The organism is Ruegeria sp. BF8, assembly GCF_056538625.1.
In genome coordinates this window covers 44,783-66,304 of record NZ_JBQFTL010000003.1, presented here as the reverse complement: position 1 = coordinate 66,304, position 21,522 = coordinate 44,783, and the positions used below count along the sequence as shown (strand labels likewise).

23 protein-coding genes are annotated in these 21,522 nt (G+C 62.8%); 13 read left to right on the top strand and 10 right to left on the bottom strand.

Going from position 1 to position 21,522, the window contains the following annotated elements:
* Positions 1-5: 5 nt before the first annotated feature.
* Together ACR0LD_RS10900 and ACR0LD_RS10895 are read left to right on the top strand one after the other, a co-directional pair.
* A complete protein-coding gene (locus ACR0LD_RS10900) occupies positions 6-632 on the top strand; it encodes an SCO family protein (protein ID WP_170340640.1) in 627 nt (208 codons plus the stop codon).
* A gap of 80 nt (positions 633-712) precedes the next feature.
* Positions 713-1,267, top strand: coding sequence for an ActR/PrrA/RegA family redox response regulator transcription factor (locus tag ACR0LD_RS10895; protein ID WP_170368977.1), 555 nt, complete (start codon positions 713-715; stop codon positions 1,265-1,267).
* Between the two features lie 50 nt (positions 1,268-1,317).
* On the opposite strand, the gene ACR0LD_RS10890 is transcribed toward ACR0LD_RS10895, so the two are convergent.
* Together ACR0LD_RS10890 and ACR0LD_RS10885 are read right to left on the bottom strand one after the other, a co-directional pair.
* Positions 1,318-2,457, bottom strand: coding sequence for an alpha/beta hydrolase (locus ACR0LD_RS10890; RefSeq protein ID WP_217355917.1), 1,140 nt, complete (start codon positions 2,455-2,457; stop codon positions 1,318-1,320).
* A gap of 228 nt (positions 2,458-2,685) precedes the next feature.
* Complete coding sequence (locus ACR0LD_RS10885) at positions 2,686-3,279, bottom strand: HD domain-containing protein (RefSeq protein ID WP_170433501.1); 594 nt, start codon at positions 3,277-3,279, stop codon at positions 2,686-2,688.
* 204 nt (positions 3,280-3,483) lie between these two features.
* On the opposite strand from ACR0LD_RS10885, the gene ACR0LD_RS10880 reads away from it, so the two are divergent.
* Together ACR0LD_RS10880 and ahcY are read left to right on the top strand one after the other, a co-directional pair.
* Positions 3,484-3,798, top strand: coding sequence for a hypothetical protein (locus ACR0LD_RS10880; protein WP_170361060.1), 315 nt, complete (start codon positions 3,484-3,486; stop codon positions 3,796-3,798).
* Positions 3,799-3,897: 99 nt separating this feature from the next.
* The gene (gene ahcY, locus ACR0LD_RS10875) at positions 3,898-5,286 is read left to right on the top strand and encodes an adenosylhomocysteinase (protein ID WP_170433499.1); all 1,389 of its coding nucleotides are present in this window, start codon (positions 3,898-3,900) and stop codon (positions 5,284-5,286) included.
* A 54-nt stretch (positions 5,287-5,340) separates the two neighbouring features.
* Here ahcY and ACR0LD_RS10870 read toward each other — a convergent pair whose 3' ends face one another.
* A complete protein-coding gene (locus ACR0LD_RS10870) occupies positions 5,341-5,988 on the bottom strand; it encodes a DUF899 family protein (protein WP_480636925.1) in 648 nt (215 codons plus the stop codon).
* 188 nt (positions 5,989-6,176) lie between these two features.
* Between ACR0LD_RS10870 and ACR0LD_RS10865 the strand changes: the two genes are divergently transcribed.
* On the top strand, positions 6,177-6,518 hold the full coding sequence (locus ACR0LD_RS10865; RefSeq protein WP_480636923.1) for a DUF2853 family protein: 342 nt from the start codon (positions 6,177-6,179) through the stop codon (positions 6,516-6,518).
* Between the two features lie 217 nt (positions 6,519-6,735).
* Here ACR0LD_RS10865 and ACR0LD_RS10860 read toward each other — a convergent pair whose 3' ends face one another.
* From ACR0LD_RS10860 to tsaD, 4 genes are read right to left on the bottom strand one after another with little or no spacing between them, the layout of a single operon-like run.
* A complete protein-coding gene (locus ACR0LD_RS10860) occupies positions 6,736-7,158 on the bottom strand; it encodes an EVE domain-containing protein (protein ID WP_480636921.1) in 423 nt (140 codons plus the stop codon).
* Complete coding sequence (locus ACR0LD_RS10855) at positions 7,158-7,427, bottom strand: YciI family protein (RefSeq protein ID WP_480636919.1); 270 nt, start codon at positions 7,425-7,427, stop codon at positions 7,158-7,160. The genes ACR0LD_RS10860 and ACR0LD_RS10855 overlap by 1 nt, the downstream gene beginning before the upstream one ends.
* A gap of 1 nt (position 7,428) precedes the next feature.
* Positions 7,429-8,391 carry an NAD(P)H-dependent glycerol-3-phosphate dehydrogenase gene (locus tag ACR0LD_RS10850; protein WP_480636917.1) on the bottom strand — a complete coding sequence of 321 codons (963 nt, stop codon included), beginning with the start codon at positions 8,389-8,391 and terminating at the stop codon, positions 7,429-7,431.
* Positions 8,388-9,485 (bottom strand): tRNA (adenosine(37)-N6)-threonylcarbamoyltransferase complex transferase subunit TsaD, encoded by a 1,098-nt coding sequence (gene tsaD, locus ACR0LD_RS10845; protein ID WP_170364306.1) that lies wholly within the window; start codon positions 9,483-9,485, stop codon positions 8,388-8,390. Before tsaD ends, ACR0LD_RS10850 begins: the two co-directional genes overlap by 4 nt.
* 97 nt (positions 9,486-9,582) lie before the next feature.
* On the opposite strand from tsaD, the gene ACR0LD_RS10840 reads away from it, so the two are divergent.
* Genes ACR0LD_RS10840 through ACR0LD_RS10830 form a run of 3 tightly spaced genes read left to right on the top strand, consistent with a single transcriptional unit; the run spans position 9,583 to position 13,050 of the window.
* The gene (locus tag ACR0LD_RS10840; protein WP_480636915.1) at positions 9,583-10,296 is read left to right on the top strand and encodes a uroporphyrinogen-III synthase; all 714 of its coding nucleotides are present in this window, start codon (positions 9,583-9,585) and stop codon (positions 10,294-10,296) included.
* Between the two features lie 53 nt (positions 10,297-10,349).
* A complete protein-coding gene (locus ACR0LD_RS10835) occupies positions 10,350-11,531 on the top strand; it encodes a COG4223 family protein (RefSeq protein WP_480636913.1) in 1,182 nt (393 codons plus the stop codon).
* 10 nt (positions 11,532-11,541) lie between these two features.
* Positions 11,542-13,050, top strand: coding sequence for a heme biosynthesis HemY N-terminal domain-containing protein (locus tag ACR0LD_RS10830; protein WP_480636911.1), 1,509 nt, complete (start codon positions 11,542-11,544; stop codon positions 13,048-13,050).
* Here ACR0LD_RS10830 and ACR0LD_RS10825 read toward each other — a convergent pair.
* Genes ACR0LD_RS10825 through ACR0LD_RS10815 form a run of 3 tightly spaced genes read right to left on the bottom strand, consistent with a single transcriptional unit; the run spans position 13,047 to position 16,145 of the window.
* Positions 13,047-14,087 (bottom strand): ABC transporter substrate-binding protein, encoded by a 1,041-nt coding sequence (locus ACR0LD_RS10825; RefSeq protein ID WP_480636910.1) that lies wholly within the window; start codon positions 14,085-14,087, stop codon positions 13,047-13,049. The two genes, ACR0LD_RS10830 and ACR0LD_RS10825, sit on opposite strands and share 4 nt — an antisense overlap.
* The gene (locus tag ACR0LD_RS10820) at positions 14,084-15,481 is read right to left on the bottom strand and encodes a sensor histidine kinase N-terminal domain-containing protein (RefSeq protein ID WP_480636908.1); all 1,398 of its coding nucleotides are present in this window, start codon (positions 15,479-15,481) and stop codon (positions 14,084-14,086) included. Before ACR0LD_RS10820 ends, ACR0LD_RS10825 begins: the two co-directional genes overlap by 4 nt.
* Complete coding sequence (locus ACR0LD_RS10815) at positions 15,474-16,145, bottom strand: response regulator transcription factor (RefSeq protein WP_170340612.1); 672 nt, start codon at positions 16,143-16,145, stop codon at positions 15,474-15,476. The genes ACR0LD_RS10820 and ACR0LD_RS10815 overlap by 8 nt, the downstream gene beginning before the upstream one ends.
* Before the next feature lie 157 nt (positions 16,146-16,302).
* Between ACR0LD_RS10815 and ACR0LD_RS10810 the strand changes: the two genes are divergently transcribed.
* From ACR0LD_RS10810 to ACR0LD_RS10790, 5 genes are all read left to right on the top strand, one after another.
* Entirely contained in the window at positions 16,303-17,271 is a 969-nt protein-coding gene (locus ACR0LD_RS10810) for a Bug family tripartite tricarboxylate transporter substrate binding protein (RefSeq protein WP_170361035.1), read from the top strand.
* Between the two features lie 78 nt (positions 17,272-17,349).
* Positions 17,350-17,781, top strand: coding sequence for a tripartite tricarboxylate transporter TctB family protein (locus ACR0LD_RS10805; RefSeq protein WP_170340610.1), 432 nt, complete (start codon positions 17,350-17,352; stop codon positions 17,779-17,781).
* 9 nt (positions 17,782-17,790) lie between these two features.
* The gene (locus tag ACR0LD_RS10800; protein ID WP_170361033.1) at positions 17,791-19,329 is read left to right on the top strand and encodes a tripartite tricarboxylate transporter permease; all 1,539 of its coding nucleotides are present in this window, start codon (positions 17,791-17,793) and stop codon (positions 19,327-19,329) included.
* Between the two features lie 141 nt (positions 19,330-19,470).
* A complete protein-coding gene (locus tag ACR0LD_RS10795) occupies positions 19,471-20,547 on the top strand; it encodes an MHYT domain-containing protein (RefSeq protein WP_170529757.1) in 1,077 nt (358 codons plus the stop codon).
* Positions 20,548-20,680: 133 nt separating this feature from the next.
* A complete protein-coding gene (locus ACR0LD_RS10790) occupies positions 20,681-21,514 on the top strand; it encodes an FAD binding domain-containing protein (RefSeq protein ID WP_480636905.1) in 834 nt (277 codons plus the stop codon).
* Positions 21,515-21,522: the final 8 nt, after the last annotated feature.

Genomic DNA, 21,522 nt, shown 5'->3' with positions numbered 1-21,522 from the left:
TCGCCATGACCCGCCTTTATGCCATTCTTGCAACCGTCGTGCTGGCCGTGGGCCTGGGCGCTATGTGGCTGATGACGCGCGGCGGCGGTTCGGACGACAAGTTTGCGCAGTGCCGGTCCAGCCAGATTGCAGGCGGCACCGCAACCATCGGCGGCCCGTTCGAGTTGATCAACTCCAAGGGTGAAACCGTGACCGACAAGGACGTGATCACCGAGCCCTCGCTGATCTATTTCGGCTATACCTTCTGCCCCGATGTCTGTCCGCTGGACACCACCCGCAATGCCGAGGCCGTCGACCTGCTGACCGAGCGCGGTTATTCGGTCACTCCGATTTTCATCTCGGTGGACCCGGACCGGGACACCCCCGACGTCGTGGGGGATTTTGCCTACAACCTGCATGAAAAGATGATTGGCCTCACCGGTACGCCGGAACAGGTCAAGGCCGCGAGCCAGGCCTACAAGACCTATTACAAGGCCCAGGACAAGAGCGACGAGTACTACCTCGTCGACCATTCGACATTTACCTACCTCGTCACGCCGCAGGATGGGTTCCTTGAGTTTTTCAAACGCGACGCGACGGCCGAGCAGATGGCCGACACCGTTGCCTGCTTTGTGGACCAGGCGGCAGAGTAACCGTCGGTTTGACCTTTGGTGTGGCGCTGCTATTACTCATCTCAAAGCCTATCGGCATGAAATAGCAGAAAGACCACACCATGGCAGACATTGCTCAGCTTGACATCGGCCCCGACAAATCCCTGCTTCTGGTGGATGATGACGAGCCGTTTCTGAGACGTCTCGCCAGAGCGATGGAAAAGCGCGGGTTCGAGGTGGAAACCGCCGGATCCGTCGCCGCCGGCCGCGCGATCGCCACCGCCCGCCCGCCCGCCTTTGCCGTGGTGGACCTGCGGCTCGAGGACGGCAACGGGCTGGACGTGGTTGAGGTGCTGCGGGAAAAGCGCCCCGACAGCCGGGTGGTGGTTCTGACCGGATACGGTGCGATCGCGACCGCTGTGGCGGCGGTGAAAATCGGCGCCACCGACTATCTGTCGAAACCTGCCGACGCCACCGACATCACCAACGCGCTGCTGGCCAAGGGCGACGAACTGCCCCCGCCGCCGGAAAACCCCATGAGCGCCGACCGGGTGCGGTGGGAGCACATCCAGCGGGTTTACGAGCTGTGTGACCGAAACGTCTCGGAAACCGCGCGGCGCCTGAACATGCACCGCCGGACCTTGCAGCGGATTCTGGCGAAACGCAGCCCGCGGTAGCGTTTTGCCGATCGGCACTGTTCTGGCAACAGGCTTGGGAAATCAAGAAATTAAGGTTCGCCTACAACTTCCACTGAACCTTCGCCAATAAGGTCCTGAAGTTCTGTAGTGGAACGCCTACCGGTCCGTCTGCTCGTGCGGATTGCTTCACCAGCAATTCGAACCACCTCAGGGGACGAAGCAAATTTCGAGTGACTTGTGCTTTGAGAGTCCTGGACTTGGCTGAGATCAATAACGGTGACTCCTGACCTTGCGAGTTCGGCGGCATCGGCCGCGCCAACACGGTCGACTCCGCCAGAAATGAACTTCGAAAAACTCAAGGCTCCGTCGTCCGAGGATACGAGAACAAAGATTTTCTGATTGTCGTGGGTGATAGTTGAGAGCTGGCTTTCGAATACCGCCAAATCGATATCGGGTGCTGCCAGAATTATGTTTCGGATTTTCTTGTTGGGATTGAACTCGCCAGCAATTTCGGCTTGCGAGATAGCTTCCATCGTAAGGAACGCTCCCATCGAAAACGCGAGTATGTCAAATTGTTGAGCCTGTGATCGCGAAATGATCTCACCGGCTTTCAAAAAGTCTGATCTGGCAGCGAGGGCGCTGTTGATATCGTAGACGTATTTCAGAGTCTCTGCAGCAGACGCCCATGACATCAATACGGGGATCCCGTCATACTCGGTATCCTCGACAAACTGTGCCAATCTAAGGATGGCATCGCTCAGGGTCGTGTTATAGCCGTGCACAAAGACCAGAACGTTTCTGTCGGAAACGCTGAGGTTCAGTAACTGATTGTCAATTTCAGAAACAAAGGCGGCTTCCGAAACATAGACTTTTGGTTCAACTATGGTGAAGTGCTTTGAGGCAATAGGTGGCAGAGAGCTGGCTCTTTCAATTTTCCCTGCTTTGTGAATTGGCGGGATGGTGACGACTACTGAAGCCAAGCCCAAACCCTCACCGCGGTCACCGGAAAAGAAGACCCCTTCTGCACCGGACGCTTGACGCGTCGTGGCAATGAAGACTGTTTGGCGCTTGGCCTCTTTTACCTCAGATGCAGGAAGTCTTGGATTATCGATCCCTACCAATTCCGGCGGGCGGCCGCATGAAGCCGCTCCCAGCAACATCATCGTGGATAAACACAGAAGCCGGAATGCGCGCGGTAGATCCGAAGTTCCAATTCTGAGGCGTTTCATACAACAACGATCACTCGGCTCGGTTGCGCCTCATTAGACTGACGGTGTCGTTCTTCTGTCAACCGGCGAACGCTGGAGCCGCTCTTTTTGGCTCAAACAGTGTCTTCTCTGCGGAACGATATTGAGTAAATGAGGCCGTTCTTCGGAGTTTAGTCACACGGACTGCGTGGGCGCCGCAAAGGCAAATATGCGGCTGGGGGCAAGCAAGATTCCGTTACCATTCGAGTTTCATAGCTCCGCCAACAGCTCCGCGTGCCGCGCCGTATATGCCTGCCGAACCTCAACCGGTGGCCTGAGTGTGATCTGCAACCTCTCCATCACCGCCGCGTCCGGTCGGCCGAAGAACTTGGTTGCCTCGGCCTCGGAAAACCCCGCGATCTGGGTGGCCTCCATCCACGCGCTGATCCGGTCGGCTTTCTTGATCTGACGTTTCACCGTTTTCGGCACCGCGGCGGGCAGGCCAAAGCGGATGTGGATTGCAGCCGCCAGCCGGTCGTCCAGCGCGCCATAGCCCGGGCCAACCGCGGCCTTCACCGGCGAGATCATGTCGCCGATCACATATTCCGGCGCATCGTGCAGCAGCGCCGCCAGCCGCCATTTCACTGGCGCCTTGGGGGCGATCCGGCCGAACAGCTCTTCGACCAGCAGGGAATGCTCGGCCACGGAATAGGCGAAATCACCCGCCGTCTGGCCGTTCCAGCGCGCCACGAAAGCCAGACCATGGGCGATATCCTCGATCTCGACATCCACCGGTGTCGGGTCCAGCAGGTCCAGCCTGCGGCCCGACAGCATCCGTTGCCATGCCCTGGGTTGTGTTGCCATTCTGCCATGCCCCATCTTGTCCACCGTGCCCGAGACCCGGTTTTATGCTATGCTTAAGCCATCCTGATCACTGGCTGCCAACAATTTCTTGAGCAATCGTGCTTTGAACCGGCACCTTGTGATCACGACATGAAGACTGAGGGGGGCATACGCTCCTCCCAGTGTGCCCCTCTCGGATTGAAACCCAACCGAAAGGAGCCTGTCATGTTCAAGCGTGTATTCGGACTGGCACTTGTCTTTGGAATGGCTGCGGCAGCGCCGCCTGCATTGGCACAGAACTGTGCCTTGCGCGGAGATGTGATCGCCAAACTGCAGCAATCCTATTCAGAGGAGCTTGCCTTTGGCGGCTTGCAGAACTCGCGAGGCGGACAAACGGTCATGGAGGTATGGGCCTCACGCGAAAGCGGGACCTATACCGTTCTGGTGACCCACGCCAACGGCATCAGCTGCATTGTCGCCGCCGGCACCGATTTCTTTGAAGCGATCCCAAAGATTCAAGCCGAGGGGACGCCCAGTTGAACTGAGCGCCGCTCGCGGTCCACTGCCACCCACATTGCCACTTTTCCCCAACGGTGTTAGGGGCTGCCCAAACCGTTGTTGATCGGAATGGAGCATCTGATGGCTGGCGACTACATCGTCAAAGACATTTCACTGGCCGGGTTCGGCCGCAAGGAATTGGATATCGCGGAAACCGAAATGCCGGGCCTTATGGCTCTGCGTGCGGAATACGGCGACAACAAGCCGCTGAAAGGGGCGCGCATCGTCGGGTCGTTGCACATGACGATCCAGACTGCCGTGCTGATCGAAACGCTGGTCGCGCTGGGCGCGGATGTGCGCTGGGCGTCGTGCAACATCTTCTCGACCCAGGACCATGCGGCAGCGGCCATCGCCGAGGCGGGCATTCCTGTCTTTGCCATCAAGGGCCAGACTCTGGAAGAGCATTGGGACTATCTCGACAAGTCGTTCCTGTTCGAAGACGGCCCGAACATGATCCTGGATGATGGTGGCGACGCCACGCTGTACATCCTGCTGGGCGCGCGCGCCGAAGCGGGCGAGGACATCATCCCCGTCCCGTCCTCGGAAGAGGAAGAAGTCATCAAGGCGCAGATCAAGAAGCGAATGGCCGCCAGCCCGGGCTGGTTCACCAAGGTACGCGATCAGATCAAGGGCGTGTCCGAGGAAACCACCACCGGCGTCAACCGCCTGTATCAGCTGGTCAAGGACGGCCAACTGCCGTTCCCGGCGATCAACGTGAATGACAGCGTCACCAAGTCGAAGTTCGACAACAAGTACGGCTGCAAGGAATCGCTGGTCGACGGTATCCGCCGCGCCACCGACACGATGATGGCCGGCAAGGTTGCCGTGGTCTGCGGTTATGGCGACGTGGGCAAGGGCTCGGCCGCCTCGCTGCGCGGCGCGGGCGCCCGCGTGAAGGTGACCGAGGTCGACCCGATCTGCGCCCTGCAGGCCGCCATGGACGGGTTCGAGGTGGTTCTGCTGGAAGACGTGGTTTCGACCGCCGACATCTTCATCACCACCACCGGCAACAAGGACGTGATCCGCATCGAGCACATGCGCGAGATGAAGGACATGGCCATCGTCGGAAATATCGGCCATTTCGACAACGAGATTCAGGTGGCCAGCCTGAAAAACCACAAATGGACCAACATCAAGGACCAGGTGGACATGATCGAGATGCCCTCGGGCAACCGCATCATCCTGCTGTCCGAAGGCCGTCTGTTGAACCTGGGCAATGCCACCGGACACCCGTCCTTCGTGATGTCGGCCTCGTTCACCAATCAGGTTCTGGCCCAGATCGAACTGTTCACCAAAGGCGACCAGTACGAGAACAAGGTCTATATCCTGCCCAAGCACCTGGACGAGAAGGTCGCACGCCTGCATCTGGACCGGATCGGCGTCAAGCTGACCAAGCTGGACAAGGAACAGGCGGATTACATCGGCGTTACGCCCGAAGGCCCGTTCAAGCCCGAGCATTACCGGTATTGATCCGTCAGAAATACGCGGAGAAGGCGGCCATTTGGGCCGCCTTTTTTGTTGCGCTCAGCGGAGCGGCGGCACGAAATCGCCGCGCCCCTGCGGCGTCAGGTCCAGAATGTTCCATAGGGGCCAGGCTGCATCGACATGGCGTGGATGCCAGTCGCTGGGCTGAAAGAACAGCTCGGAGCTCCAGAAATGGTGGATTCCCTGCGCATCGCGTTGAAATACGTTCAGAATCGGCAACTGGTTTCCGTCCTCGGTCTCGGCCAGATAGTCTTGCTGGTACAATGTATCCAACGCGGAATAGAGCGGCAGATCCTGCCAGCCCATGCGCCGGCTCAGCGCAGCCAGGGCATCCGGTGTATTCTGCGCCACGACCGCAAAGGCGGTTTTTCGGGTCAGATGTGCGACCTGCCCGGTCAGCCCGTCCAGAAAGGCCGAGCACATGGGGCAGGGGTCCTGCGCCTTGGGACCAAACATCAGCGAATACACGACCAGAGTGTCATGATCACCGAACAGGCTTGAAATCGGGGCAATTTTGCCCCCGAGGTCCCGAAAAGCGTAATCCTGCGGGATTTGGCCGCCCTTGGGCAAGGTCCGGCGCAGCGCGGCCACTTCCTCGACCCGCGCACGCAGATCGGCTTCGGCGGCCAACAGAGCATTTCGGGCGGTTCGGTATTCGGCGCTTTCGTTCGGTAGGGCGATGGTCATGGCAGTCTCCTCGACTCAATGATTAACTAAAATGTTAAATAAAACTGAAACAATGATCAACCCGAAGGTGCGCGTATCCCTGCCTTGGGGGGAAACCGTCGGATTTTTCCCTTTGTTGAAAAGCTGTCAGCCGTTACCGTTCAGCCAGCGCCGCAAAGGCCGGAACCCAACCCACACAGGAGAGGACAATGGGAAAACGTGACGAGTTGATCGCCAAATACGCGGATGATCTGAAGAACAAATGCGGTATGACGCCGGACATTGACCTGCTGACCAAGGTTACCATTGGATGCGGCCCGGCCATCTATGACGCGGATGCCGCGACCGTCGCCGCCAGCCAGGAAGGTGAGCTGGAGACCGTCAAAAACAACTTTCTGATCAAGAAACTGGGCCTGTCGGATGGCCCCGAGCTGATGGCAGCGATCAACAAGGTCATGGAGACCTATGGCATGTCTGAGCGCAACAAATACCGCGCAGTGGTCTATTACATACTGACCAAGCATTTCGGCAAAGAGTCGGTCTACGGCTGATTCCGCCGCGACATTCGGAAACGCCCGCCCGACTGGTTCGGCGGGCGTTTTGCATTTGAATCATAATCTATTGATTTCACGTTTGAAAAACAGCCGCGCGTTAGGCTACATTCGCCTCGTGACCAGGACGGTCAGAACCAGAGATTTCTTTGCGTGTGGTGAGTAGGGAGCACGCGGGGTAGGGAAGGTTCTGCATCGTCAGGGCCTTCCCTTTTTCTCAATCCGTCTGGGTCTCGCCCAGTTCGCAGATCACCGCCCATTCAGCATCCGAGACGGGCTGCACAGACAGGCGCGAGTTCTTGACCAGCACCATATCGGCCAGCCGTGGATCGGCCTTGATCTGGTCCAGCGTGACCGGTTTTGCGAAGGGGCGCACCGCCTTGATGTCCACGCAGTCCCACCGGTCGTCGTCGGTGGTGCTGTCGGGGTGGGCCTCGGCGCAGACCTCGACGATGCCGACGATCGCCTTGTCCTTCTGCGAATGATAGAAAAACCCCCGGTCGCCCAGCTTCATCTGCCGCATGAAATTGCGGGCCTGATAGTTGCGCACCCCGTCCCATTCCTCGCCAGTGTCGCCCTTGGCGACCTGCTGGTCCCAGCTCCAGGTAGAGGGTTCGGATTTGAACAGCCAATACGCCATCAGCCGATGACCTTTTTCCACGGGATCAGTTCGACCGATTTGAACAGACCGGCCTTGGCATAGGGGTCGTTGTCGGCCCAGGCCTGTGCGGCGGCCAGGTCCGCGACATCCAGGATGACCAGCGACCCGATCATGGCATCGCCGTTCAGCAACGGCCCGGCCTGTGCGACCACGCCGGTTTCTTCGATATAGGCCAGGTGCGCGGCGCGGTTGTCCAGACGGGTCTGCAGGGCGCCGTCCTTGTCCCGGGCGATCAGGGCGATAAGCATGTCATTCCTCCTTGAGTGGGCGATTGAGCAGGGATTGCAAAGCCTCTGCAACACTGTAGGCGCCACGGCTGAGCTGCGCCACCGTCTGGCATATGGGCATGTCCAGCGCCTCGGTCGCGGCGATGGCGGCCATGGCATTTGCCGTGGCCACGCCTTCGACGGTGGTCGCGGCGTCAAAGGTCTCGTTGCGGCCCAGCGACAGGCCGAACCGGAAGTTGCGCGACAGGTCGGACGAGCAGGTCAGGACCAGATCGCCCAGACCCGACAGGCCCATCAGGGTCTCGGGCCGGGCGCCGCGCATCGCGGCAAAGCGCTGCATCTCGGCAAAGCCGCGGGTCATCAGGGCCGCGCGGGCGCTGTCCCCCAGACCCGCGCCAATGCAGGCACCGCAGGCGATGGCCATCACGTTCTTCAAGGCCCCGCCCAGCTCGGCCCCGGTCACGTCGGTGGTCCGGTAGAGCCGCAGGTTGGCGGTGGTCAGGGCCTGTTGCAGCCGGGTGCCCAAATCCACGTCGGCGCAGGCCAGTGTCAGCGCCGTCGGCAACCCGCGGGCAATGTCATCGGCAAAGCTGGGCCCGGTCAGCAGGGCGGTGCAGGCGCTGGGCAGCACCTGTTCGATCACGGCAATCGGACCCAGGCCGGTGGACAGTTCGATACCCTTGCAGCAGGCCACAAGGGTGCGACCCTGCAGGTCCGCCGCATGGTCCGACAGGACATCGCGCAGTTTTTGCATGGGCGCCGCCAACAACAACACGTCGCTTTGACAGGCCAGCGTGATTTCAGCGGTCACCGTGATGGCGTCGGGCAGGGTGACACCCGGCAGACGGGTGTCATTGCGGCGGGTCGCCTGCATCGTCTGCGCCTGTTCGTCCGACCGGGCCCACAAGGTGACCGGACCCTTGCCCGCCAGTGAGATCGCCAGCGCGGTTCCGAAGGCGCCCGACCCAAGGACCGAGACGCTCATGCCTTGGCCCCCTTGCGCCCGCCGCCCAGCATGGCCGGGCTAGTCTGGTCCAGCGGCCAGCGGGGACGGGCGGTCAGGTCCAGCCCGTCACGCGCGCCCAGCCGGAATCGTTCCAATCCCGCATAGGCGATCATCGCCGCATTGTCGGTGCACAGGTGCAGCGGAGGGGCGGTAAACCGCGCGCCGACATCCGCGGAAACAGACTCTAACGCAGACCGAATGGCTGTGTTGGCCGCAACGCCCCCGGCCACGGTGATGACCGGCTCGGCCGGGTTGGTTTCAAGATACAGGGCGATGGCGCGGCGGGTCTTTTCGGCCAGCGTATCCACAACCGCCTGCTGGAACCCGGCGCACAGATCGGCGCGGTCCTGACGCGTCAGTCCGCCTTTTTCGGCCACGATCTGGTCGCGCATCCGCATCAAGGCGGTCTTGAGACCGGAAAAGGACAGATCGCATCCGGGCCGGTCCAGCAGCGGCCGCGGGAAGCGAAAGCGTTTGGGGTCGCCCTCGCGCGCCTCGGCCTCGACCGAGGGGCCACCGGGCTGGGGCAGGCCCAGCAGGCGCGCGGTCTTGTCGAATGCTTCACCCGGGGCGTCGTCGATGGTGCCGCCCAGCCGGGTGAACCGCTCGGGACCGTGGGCGATCAGGTATTGGCAGTGCCCGCCGGACACCAGCAGCATCAGGTAGGGAAAGGCGATCCCGTCCGTCAGGCGGGGGGTCAGCGCATGGCCGGCCAGGTGGTTGACGCCGATCAGCGGCAGACCGGTGGCCGCGCTGATCCCCTTGGCGCACATCACGCCGGACATGACCCCGCCGATCAGCCCTGGCCCGGCGGTTACGGCCACAGCGTCCATGTCCTGCAGGGTCAGGCCCGCCTGCTCCAAAGCCTGCTGCACGCAGACATCCAGCTTTTCGGCATGCGCGCGGGCCGCGATCTCGGGCACTACGCCGCCAAAGGCACTGTGCAGGTCCGTCTGGCCATGCACGACCGAAGACAGAACCTGCACCGGTTCGCCCTCGGTCTGCCGCACCACGGCCGCCGCCGTGTCGTCGCAGCTGCTTTCCAATCCCAGAACGGTAAGTGTTTGCACCATCGGCCTGAACCATTGCATCATGATCTGGTCGCGGGGTATCACCCCGCGCCGCAGCAAACAATCCTCAAGGCCCGAACGCCCGCCCGTGTACCTGTTGATGACCCGCCCCCGCGCCGCCTCGGAAAGGTTCGTGGCGCAGCTGCCCGAACGTTTGCGGTCGCGGGTTCAGGTGGTCTATTCCCCGCTGCTGGATATCCGACCGATGGAACAGGCGGTGGACACGACTGGAATTCGGGGCCTGATCTTCACCTCGGCCAATGGCGTGGCGGCCGCCGCGGCGCAGGATGTGCGCCGCGATCTACCCGCCTATTGCGTGGGGCCGGCCACCACCGAAACGGCCCGCCAGGCCGGGTGGGAGGCCCGAATGGCCGGCGAAACCGCCGAGGAACTGGTCGCCAAACTGCTCAAAGAGCGCCCGGACAGCCCGCTGTTGCATCTGCGCGGCGAACACAGTCGCGGAAATATCGCGGCCCGGCTGACCGAACTGGGGCTGACCGTGCGGGAACAGCCGGTCTATCGCCAGCATTTGCTGCCTTTGACGCCCGAGGCCCAGGCGGCTGCGGCTGGTTCGGCCCCGGTGATAGCGCCCTTGTTCTCGCCGCGGACCGCGCGACAATTTGCCGACCTTTGGCCCGGACCGGCACCGCTTTTGGTCGCCGCGATGAGCGGACCGACCGCCGAGCCCCTTGAAAACTTGGCGATTGCCCGTTTGCGGATTGCCAAACGCCCGACCCCCAAGAAAATGCGGAAAGCCGTGAAAAAACTCGTTAAATACGCGATCCGGCTTGAGGGTGCGATGGGCGCGGATTAACTTGGACGCGTCTGCGCGTCAGGTTTTATGGGAATCGACAGGGGGAAGTGACGGTGGCTGCCAAGAAAGACACAGACCAGAAACCGGCCGACGACCCCAAGGTCGAGGAGGTGCCCGAAGCGGTCGACGCCAAGACTGACGCCTACTCGCTTGACCCGGAAGATCGGGTTGAACAAAGCCCTTCCGAAGCCGAAGCCGAAGCCGAAGCCGAAGCCGAAGCCGAAGCCGAAGCCGATCGGGCTACGGCAACCGATCAGCAACCTGAGGCCAAGCGAAGGGGGTTCATGCCGGCGCTAATTGGTGGCGTCATCGCAGCGGCGTTGGGGTTCGCCGCCGGACGCAGCGATCTGCTTTGGCCGGCAGGGTCCGATCCGTCCGAGGCGATTGCAGCGCTTGAGACCAAGGTGACCGACCAGGCTCAGCAACTGGCTGACCTGAGCAAGCAATTGTCTGAAGTTCCCGACCCGTCGGCTGAAATCGCGGCGCTGAGTGCCAACCTGACGCCGATCGAAAGCGATCTTGGCGCGCTCAAATCCAATGTCGACGATCTGTCGGGCAAGCTCGACCCCTTGGCGCAACGCGTCGCACAGCTTGAGGCACGTCCGTTGACCGACGCCGCCTCGCCCGAAACCGTTGCGGCCGTCGAGGCCGAGCTGAAGAAGCTGCAGGAGTCGCTGGCCGCCCAGCGTGCCGAAGTCGAAAAGATGGTCGCCGAAGCGCAAACCCTGGACGCGCAGGCCCAAGCCCGGGCACAGGCGGCAGAGAACCTGGCCGTGCTGTCCAAGGTTCAGGGTCAATTGGATGCCGGCGCACCCTATGCCGATCTGGTGGCCCAGTTGCAGACCGGCGGCGTGCAGGTGCCGGAAGCCCTGTCCGCTCCGGCCGGCGAAGGTGTGCCGACACTGACGGATCTGCGCGAGAGTTTTGCGCCTGCCGCCCGAACTGCGCTGGCAGATGCGCGTGAAGCTGACAAGGGAACGGGCCTTGTCGCCTTTCTTCAGCGGCAGACCGGCGCCCGGTCCGTTTCGCCAAAAGATGGCAATGATCCCGACGCCATTCTGTCACGAGCGGAGGCCGCGTTGGGCAAAGGTGACATCAGCACGGCCTTGGCCGAGTTGGGCGCGCTTCCGGAAGCGGCGCAGCCAGCAATGGCCGAATGGATCGCGGCCGCCAAAACCCGCCAATCCGCGGTCGAAGCCGCCAATGCGCTTGTGACAAGCGTGAACTCGAACTGAGGGGCCTGCCATGCTCTGGTCATTGTTGAAGATCCTGGTTTTTGTCGCGATCGTCGGCCTTCTGGCCATGGGGGCAGGCGTTCTGATGGAAACCAGCGGTGGCATCCAGATCACCGCGATGGGAACCGAGGTCACGCTCAGCCCGCTGCAGTCGGTGATCGCGCTGGGCCTGCTGGTTCTGGCGGTTTGGCTGTTCTTCAAGCTGCTCAGCCTGCTGATTGCGACCCTGAAATTCCTCAACGGTGATGAAACTGCCCTTTCGCGCTATTTCGACCGCAGCCGCGAGAAACGGGGCTATCAGGCGCTGGCTGACGGGTTGATGGCGCTGGCCTCAGGAGAAGGGCGGACGGCCATGACGATGGCGCACAAGGCCGAACGGTTGCTGAACAAGCCGGAACTGACCAACCTGCTGGTGGCCCAGGCGGCCGAAATGGTCGGTGACACCAAGAAGGCATCGGAAACCTACAAGAAACTGGTGACGGATCAGGCCACACGTTTCGTCGGCGTGCGCGGAATCATGAAGCAGAAGTTGGCCGAGGGCGACGATGAAACCGCGCGCAAACTCGCCGAAAAAGCACTGGCGCTGAAGCCGCGGCATCAGGAAACGCAGGATGTGCTTCTGAAACTGCAGACCAAGGCGCAGGACTGGGCCGGCGCACGGTCGACCCTGACCGCCAAGTTGAAGTCCGGCGCGCTGCCGCGTGATGTGTACAAGCGACGCGACGCTGTTCTGGCCCTGTCCGAGGCCAAGGGAATTCTGGACGAAACCGCCAGTGTCGAACAGCAGGAGCGCGCGATCGAGGCGAACCGCCTCTCACCCGACCTGGTGCCGGCGGCAGCCATGGCCGCACGGGCCTACATCGCCAAGGGTAAGCCGCGCGCCGCGACAAAGATTCTCAAAAAGGCATGGGAGGCGCAGCCGCATCCGGATCTGGCCCATGCCTTTGCCGAGATCGTGCCCGACGAAACCGCCGAGGAACGGGTCAAGCGCTTTACGGCATTGACGCGCATCCATCCCGAGCATCTGGAAACCCGCCTGATTTTGGCCGAGCTGAACATCGTCGCCGAAGACTTTCCCGAGGCCCGCCGGGCGCTTGGCGATGTGGTCGAGAAAGGTGCCGATGCCCGAGCCTATACCCTGATGGCCGCCATCGAGCGCGGCGAAGGGGCCTCGGACGCGGTGGTTCAGGGCTGGCTGGCCAAAGCGTTGAATGCGCCGCGCGGGCCGCAATGGGTTTGCGGCAACTGCCATGACATCCAAGCTGAATGGGCGCCGGTCTGCCCCAACTGTCACAGCTTTGACACGCTCAGCTGGCAGACCCCCAAAACCCCTGAGATCGCCACGGCGACGGGTGTTCACATGCTGCCTCTGATCGTGGGGGCGTTGGAAGACCGCTCGGATATGGCCGAGGACGCCGAGATCGCGGATATCCCGGAGCCTGAGATTTTCGATGCCAGCATGGCAGACCAGGCCCCCGAAGAACCTGAGACCGAAGACGCCGGACCGAAACCAGCCTAGCGGGCGGTTTCGACGTCGAACGCGTCGTTCCACAGTTTGAACAACTCTGCCCGGCGGTTCGGGTCGCTGGCCACCAGAAGGGCGGGCGACAAAGGGATGAACCGTCGTGCGCTGGGCGTCAGTCCGGTCTCGGCCGAGTCCATCCGGGACACAAGCCCCGAGGTTGCGAGCAAGTCCTGCGCCTGTGCAGAGAGCAGGAAATCCAGCAAACGTGCTGCGGCAGCGCTGTTGCCTGCATTCTTCGGGATCAGAAAGGCGCGGGACAGGACGAGGGTGTAATCCTCGGGCAGGATAACCCCAACTGCGGGGTCCTGTGCATTCGCGACATATGAGCCAAGCACGTTGTAGGCGATCAGGAACCGGCCCTCGGCAACGTCGCGAATGATCTCGGCGGAACAACAGGTGGCGATGGCATCTATGCGCGCGAAACCTTCGATCAGTGACCCGAAGGTGGTCGCCTCGAGACTGTCTCCATAGGCAAACAGATATCCCAGCCCTGAGGCTGCGATGTCATAGGTCGCCACCCGGCCGCGCAGCAGGTCGGGGCGGGTGCGCATCGCGTCCAGAAGGGCAAAGCGGCTGCGCGGAACCTCCAGATCGTCCAGACGGTCCTTGTTGTAGACGATGACCGCGGGTTCGGTGGTGATCCCCCACAGCTCGTCCCGCCAGCGCCGGGCCGGGGGCAGCGCCTGCGTCTGGGCCGAGCTGTAGCGGTGGGCGCAGGCGGCATTGACCAACCAGACCATCTGCTGAACGGCCGAGGAAAACACCGCATCGGCCGGGCTGTGGCCGGTCTTGCAGGCCGTCTTGCTGTGCTGGAACAGCGCGTTCGAGCCCCATTGTTCATAGGTGATGGTCAGGTCTGGGTTCTGCGCCGCGAACTGTTCCATCACCGGGCGGATAATGCCGATATCCGTGGTCGAGCGCACAAGCAGGGGGGTGGGCCCGGTGCCGAATTCGGTAACTGCTTCCTGCGCAGCAGTGCGGGAAGCGGGCATCAGCAGACACAGGGCCAGCGGGATCAGAAACCGTATCATGCGCCTGGTCCTTCGGTGGCGGCCGGAAAGTTCAGCGATACGCGAAACCCGTCATCGGTGCGGGTCATCTCGACGGTGCCGTCAAAGGCTTCGGCGGTGGATTTGACGATCGACAGCCCCAGCCCGCTGCTGTCCTCGCCCGAGCCTGCGTTGCGGTTGAACCGGTCGCCCAGCCGGGCAGAGACCGACGTTTCCGGCCCCGGGCCGCTGTCGCGCACCCACAGAACGGCGCGGCCACCCTCCAGGCTGGCGCCGATGCTGACCGGGGCCTTGCCGTGGCGCAGCGCGTTGCCCAGCAGGTTCTTGGTGGCCTCGCCCAGCGAAAACGCATCGCCCCGCACCCAGACCGGGTTTTCCCCGATTTTCAGATGCACCTCGACGCCGGGGGCGATCACCTCGTGGTCGCTCTGCTCCAGCGCCTCGAGCGCCACTTCGCGCAGATCGACCGGCCGGCGCGGGGCGCTGTCGATGCGGTGGATGACCATCGCGCGCGACAAAAGCTGATCCAGAAGTGTCCCGAGCGACCGCGTCCGGTTCAGCAGCCGGTCCAACGCGCGGTGGCGAGCTGGGGCATCCGGATCCGCCTGCGCGATTTCGGCCTGCACCCGGATCGCCGCGACCGGGGTGCGCAACTGATGGGCGGTGTCGGCGATCAGGTTGCGCATCGACAGTACCTGCCGGTCCAGCCGCCCCATGAACCGGTTCATCGCCGCGATCATGACCTGCAATTCGCGTGGCAGCCCGTCGCTGGCCACGGGCGTCAGGTCATAGGGGTCACGGCGGATCAGGTCGTCCGACATCGCCTCGAGCGGGCGCAGCGCGGAACGGGTGACGAACCAGGACATGATCAGCAGCAACGCGCCGGCAGCCGCCATCGGCAGCAGGGCATCCAGCATCAGCCCGGCGGTCATCGCGCGTCGTGCCAGCAAGGTCTGCCCGACAACGATTTCGACTTCGCCGGAAAAGTCGCGCTCGGCGAACAGGCGGGGCAAACGGACGAACCGGGCCGGCTCCCCATTCAGGTCTGCCGCGAAATACTGGGCCGACTGGCTGAAGGGTTGCGGGGGCGCGATCACCGTGTCCGGGTCCAGCCCGGTGATGAAGCGCCCGTCGGGCCCGCGCACCGCGTAGTAGATCCGGTCATCCGGGGCCTGGGCCAGCAGCTCAAAGGCCGAAACCGGCAGGTCGACGATGGGCTGGCCGTCCTGGATGCGCACGGATTCGGCGATGTCGCTGGCCGCGCCCAGCAGCAGCCGGTCATAGGCCTGACGGGCCGCCAACCGGCCGTTGGCCCAGATCGACAGGCCGACCAGCACGCCGCCCAGAACAAGGATCAGCATCACCGCGCTCAGCACCCGGGCGGTCAGGCTGTGGGGCAGGGGCGGCCTAACCATGCAGGCCGATCCGGTACCCGACCCCGCGCTGGGTTGTGATGGTCACACCGCTGCCCGAGAATTTCTTGCGCAGCCGGGCGATATACAGCTCGATTGCGTTCACGCCCACATCGGCATCCTCGAACCCGTAAAGCGAGTCGTACAACCGCGCCTTGGACAGGAACTGCCCTTCGTGCCGGATCAGGGCGTCCAGCACGGCAGCCTCGCGCGCGGTCAGGTTCAGGCGTTTGCCGCCCAGCGTGGCGCTGCGGTCCTTGGGGGCATAGACCAGCGGGCCCAGCGTGATCTGCTCGCTCTTGCGGTCGGCATCTCGGCGCACCAGCGCGCGCAGCCGCGCCTCGAGCTCGCGCTGGTCGAAGGGTTTGCCCAGATAATCGTCGGCTCCTTTGTCCAGCGCGGCTACCCGGTCCTCGACCGCAGTCAGCGCGGTCAGCATCAAGACCGGAATGCGGTCACCCCCGCCACGGATTTCGTCCAGAAAGCCCAGGCCCGACCCGTCGGGCAAGTTGATGTCCAGCAGGATCGCGTCATAGCCCTGGACCGCGCGGAAATCGCGCGCGGCCTCGACCGAGGTCGCCAGATCGCAGACGACACCGGACCGGCCCAGATGGGCCACGACGCCCTCGGCCAGATCCTCGGCATCTTCGATCATCAATACACGCATTGTCCCCCCGAACGCCCGTCGCAACATGACAGGTTCGTGACAGCATTATTCGTTAAAGAAAATCAACCTGCAAGGAAGGGCTGCGCGCCCGGCTCCCTGCAGGGACCGGTTTCGTCTGCGTAACAGCAGGCCAAGAAGACCCTAGGAGGAGAACCAAATGAAACTGTTTGGAACCGGCGGCGTCGTAGCCGCTGCCGTATTCGCCCTGACCGGCTTTGCCGCCAGCGCTCAGGAATGTATTGCACCGGCAAACCCCGGTGGTGGTTGGGATTTCACCTGCCGTCAGGTGGGCAAGTCGCTGCAGGATCTGGGCCTGATCGACCAGACCATGCAGGTCGTGAACCTGGCCGGTGGCGGCGGTGGCGTGGCCTTTGCCGAGGTGGTGAACAAGCGCAATGACGACAACAACCTGATTGTCGCCGCAAGTGCCGCAACCGCAACCCGTCTGGCCCAGGGCGCCTATCCGGGCAACACCATGGATCAGGTCCGCTGGCTGGCCGCGATCGGCGCCGACTATGGCGTGATCGCCGTGGCTGCCGATAGCCCCGTCAACACCCTGCCCGAGCTGCTGGACCAGATCAAAGCCGACCCGGCTTCGGTTTCGGTTGCTGGCGGTTCGGCCGTGGGCGGCTGGGACCACCTGAAGGTACTGATCGCGGCCAACGCCTATGGCATCGACGATGTCCGCTCGGTCAAGTACATCGCCTTTGACGGCGGTGGCGAGGCGGTGACCCAGCTGCTGGCCGGCTCGGTCCAGGCCTTTACCGGTGACATTTCCGAAGCCAAGGGTTTCGTGGATTCCGGCGACATCAAAGTGATCGCGGTTCTGGCGCCCGAGCGTCTGCCCGGTGAATTCGCTGACTTCCCGACCGCCAAGGAACAGGGTGTGGATGCCATCGGCGCCAACTGGCGCGGTTTCTACGCTCCGGGCGGCATGTCGGACGAGGCCTACAACGACTGGGTCGCAAAAATCGGTGACCTGTATGCGTCGGACGAGTGGAAAGAAGTGATGGCCGCCAACGGTCTGGCTCCGCTGGACCTGCAGGGCGAGGACTTCCAGAACTTCGTTGCCGAGTCCGTCGGTCAGATCCAGACCATCTCGAAAGAGATCGGGATCATCAAGTAACCGCACCACTCACGTGCAGGCGGGTGCCGCGACAGCGTGGCGCCCGCACTCTTTTTTCCCGAACAACAGGAGACACCGATGAGTGACCGCATCTTCGGGGTTGTCGGACTTCTTCTTGCCATTGGTTTCGCGATATCCGCGCTGGCGATCGAAGAAAGCTTTCTGTCCGATGCCGTTGGGCCCAAGGCCTTTCCTTTGATCATCGCCGCCATTCTGGGCGTGTCCAGCGCGGTGATCGCCCTGCGCCCGGACGCCGAGCCGGAGTGGCCGGCCCTTGGCCGTCTGGTCGAGATCGCCGCCGCGGTGGTGGTCATGATCCTGTATGCCGAATTGCTGCCCGAGCTGGGCTTCGTCATCGCAACGGCCTTTGCCGCGGCCTACCTGGCCTGGCGATTGGGGTCAGGTCCGATCGAAAGCGTTCTGGTCGGCGTGGGCACCTCGGTTGGGATCTACGTCATTTTCCACCTGGTTCTGGGCCTGTCGCTGGCCAAAGGGCCGCTGGGTTTCTAGGGGGCGATCATGGAAACTTTTGCATCCTTGGCCGATGGGTTCGCCATCGCGCTGACTTGGCAGAACCTGATGCTGGCCCTGTTGGGCTGCTTTCTGGGTACGGTCATGGGCGCGCTGCCGGGCCTGGGCCCGTCGAACGGCGTGGCCATCCTAATCCCACTGGCCTTCACGCTGGGGCTGGGCGCGACGCCGTCGCTGATCCTGCTGACCAGTGTCTATTACGGGGCGATGTACGGGGGGCGGATCTCGTCGATCCTGCTGAATATCCCCGGTGACGAGCCTGCGATGATGACCTGTCTGGATGGGCATCCCATGGCCAAAAAAGGCCTGGCGGGTGAGGCTCTTTCGCTGTCGGGTATCGCCTCGTTTGTCGGCGCGTTCCTGGCGACCTGGGGCCTGATCCTGCTGGCGCCTCAGCTGGTCAAAGTGGCATTGCTGTTCGGCCCAGCCGAATATTTTGCCCTTTTTGCGCTGGCGTTCATGACGCTGGGCGGTGTGTCGTCGACCAACCAGGCCAAATCGGCTTTTGCCGCCGCGCTGGGGCTTGGGCTGGCGACCATCGGCGTCGATACCCAAACGGGCGTGCCGCGCTTTACCTATGGCGAAGTGCATCTGTACGACGGGATCGATTTCCTGGTGGCCATCGTCGGCCTGTTCGCCCTGTCCGAGGTGTTCATTTTCCTCGAACACCGGCATGGCGGGTCTGACGCCGAGGGCAGCAAGCTGAAAATCGGCAAGCTCTACCCTCCGATGTCGATGATCAAGAGCTGCACGCCGACGATGCTGCGCACCTCGTTCCTGGGCTTCATCGCCGGGGTTCTTCCCGGGGCCGGGGCATCACTGGGGTCGTTCATTTCGTACTCGATGGAAAAGCGGCTGGTGGACAAGAAAAATACCTTTGGCACCGGTGATCCGCGCGGCGTGGCCGCGCCCGAGGCTGGCAACAACGCCGCCGCCGGAGGCGCATTGGTACCGATGCTGGCGCTGGGCGTTCCGGGGTCGGGTACCACGGCGGTACTGCTGGCGGTGCTGCTGGCGCTGAACATCACGCCCGGCCCGCTGCTGTTCACCCAGAATCCGGATGTGGTTTGGGGCCTGATCGCGGCGCTGTTCATCGCCAACTTCATGCTGCTGGCCATGAACATCCCCATGGTGGGCCTGTTCACCCGCGTGCTGATGATCCCGTCGCGCATCCTGATGCCGATCGTGGCCATGGTCAGTTTTGTCGGCATCTACGGCATTTCCGGGTCCAGCTTTGACCTGCTGGTGATGATCGGGTTCGGCGTGATGGGCTGGGTCCTGCGCAAGCTGGACGTGCCACTGGTGCCGATCATTTTGGGTACCCTGCTGGGCAACGCGATGGAGAACAACCTGCGTCGCGCCGTGACCATCGACAATGGCAACTGGTGGACCCTGATCGACAGCCCGCTGTCCATCGGGTTGTGGGCGATCGCGATCATCGGCTTTGTCCTGCCCCTGATCGTGGGCGCCCGGGTCAAGGCCAAGATGCACCAGCGTCGTGACGAAGAAGGCGCGATCAGCGATTGATCTGCCTGTCCGCCGCCCGCCGAAATGGTCGGGCGGCGGATCGTTTGCCGGCCCGTGACCTGCAGGGTCCGCCTGCCGATTGTCCCAGACACTTCGCTTTGCTAACGTCACTCTCGCGTCGGGGAGGGCGTGCAAACCGAAATGCTGGATTACTCGCATAACGCTTGGCTCGTAGCGGCCTCGTTGGCCGTCGCACTCATGGCCGGTTTCACCGGCCTGTATCTGACGCATGGTGCTTCAAAGCTGGATGACCAGAGGCGGAAGTTCGTCGTCGCACTGGCTGCGGTCATTCTGGGCGGCGGCATTTGGTCGATGCATTTCGTGGCCATGCTGGGCCTGCAACTGCCGATCCTGTTTTACTATGACGCGTTGATCACTCTGATCTCGGCCCTGGTTGCCATTCTGATGGTCGGGCTGGCGCTGCTGCTGTTGCATTTTCGCGCGCGTAGCCCGGGCACGATTGTCGGCGCGGGTGTGATCGTGGGTCTTGGTATCGTGGTGATGCACTATATCGGCATGGCCGGGATGGAGCTGTGCCGCCCCGTCTACACCGCATCGGACGTTGCGATCGCGACCGTGGCTTCGGTGTTGCTGTCAGTGCTGGCGATCTGGGTTGCCTACGACAATCGCACCCAGCGCAATATCCTGCTGGGCACCGTCTGTTTCGGCCTGGCCGTGTTCACCATGCACTTCGTCGCCACGGGCCTGACCGATTTTACCGCCAGTGACAACGCAGGTGGCGCGGGCCCGGCTTTGAACAATCAGGTTCTTGCGATGGGGGTGACCGTTGCGGTATTCCTGATTTGCGGGGCATTTCTGCTGACCGGGATCACCTTTATCGGGCCCGAGCCGGCGGCCGAAGCGCCGCAGCCAGAACCGGCTCTGCGCGCCGGCGTCCCGTTCGAGCGCGAGGGCCAGACCTTTTTCACCGAACCAGCGCGCATCGCCGCCATTCGGGCCGAGGGGCACTACACCGTTTTGTACATGGGCGCCGAGAAACTGTTCTGCCCATGGTCGATCACCGAGGCCGAAACCCGTCTGAAACCCGACGGCTTTTTGCGGGCCCACCGAAGTTACCTCGTGAACCCCAGACACGTTTCCCGGTTTGAGCGGCACAAGGACAACGGCACCTGTTATTTCGACCAGGTCGATGCGCTCAGCAAGGTGCCGGTCAGCCGATCCCGCCTGACGGACATCCGCGAGGCGCTGGGCCTCTGATCGCAACTCGTGCAGCCCATTCGCATTTCGTGAAACAACCCGCGCCCCCCGTTCCTGCGCGATAGCCTGCGCACGCCCTCAGGACTTTCCTTATTCCCAAGGCCCCGACGTGAACGGGCCAAGGGAGGAAAACATGATACCAGCCGGTTTCGAGTATCACCGGCCAGGCGACGTCGCCTCGGCCATCGGCATTCTGCAGGAACACGGGGACGAAGCGCGCGTGATCGCAGGCGGGCACAGTCTGATCCCGATGATGAAGCTGCGCATGGCCGAGATGGGCCATCTGGTCGACCTGCAGGCCATCGAGGAACTCAAAGGCATCGAGGTCGGGTCAAATACCGTGACCCTGGGCGCGATGGTCACGCAGCACGAGTTGATCACTCACGACGATCTGGCCGACGCGATCCCGCTGATCCGCGAAGCGGCGCTGCAGATCGCGGATCCGCAGGTGCGATACATGGGTACGGTCGGCGGGAACGTGGCCAACGGGGATCCGGGCAATGACATGCCGGGTCTGATGCAGTGCCTGAACGCGTCGTTCGAACTGTCCGGCCCAGACGGCACCCGCAACGTCCCGGCCCGCGATTTCTACGAGGCGGCCTATTTTACCGCCCGCGAGGACGAGGAGATCCTGACACGGATTTCCATCCCTGTTCCCGGCCCCGGTGTCGGGCAGGCCTATGAAAAGCAGAAACGCAAGATCGGCGACTACGCAACCGCGGCTGCCGCAGTGATGGTTGGCAACGGTCAGGCATCGGTGGCGATGACCAACCTGTCCGACACGCCCGTCTGGTCTGACGCGGCCAGCGCGGCACTGGCTTCGGGCGATGTCGACGGCTGCGTGGCCGCGATGCTCGAGGCGATCGACCCGGTGGCCGACAACCGCGGCCCCGTCGAATTCAAGAAACACGTGGCCGCCGTGATGCTGCGCCGCGCCATCGACCGTGCGCAGAGCCGCGCGGGCTGAGGGGAGGA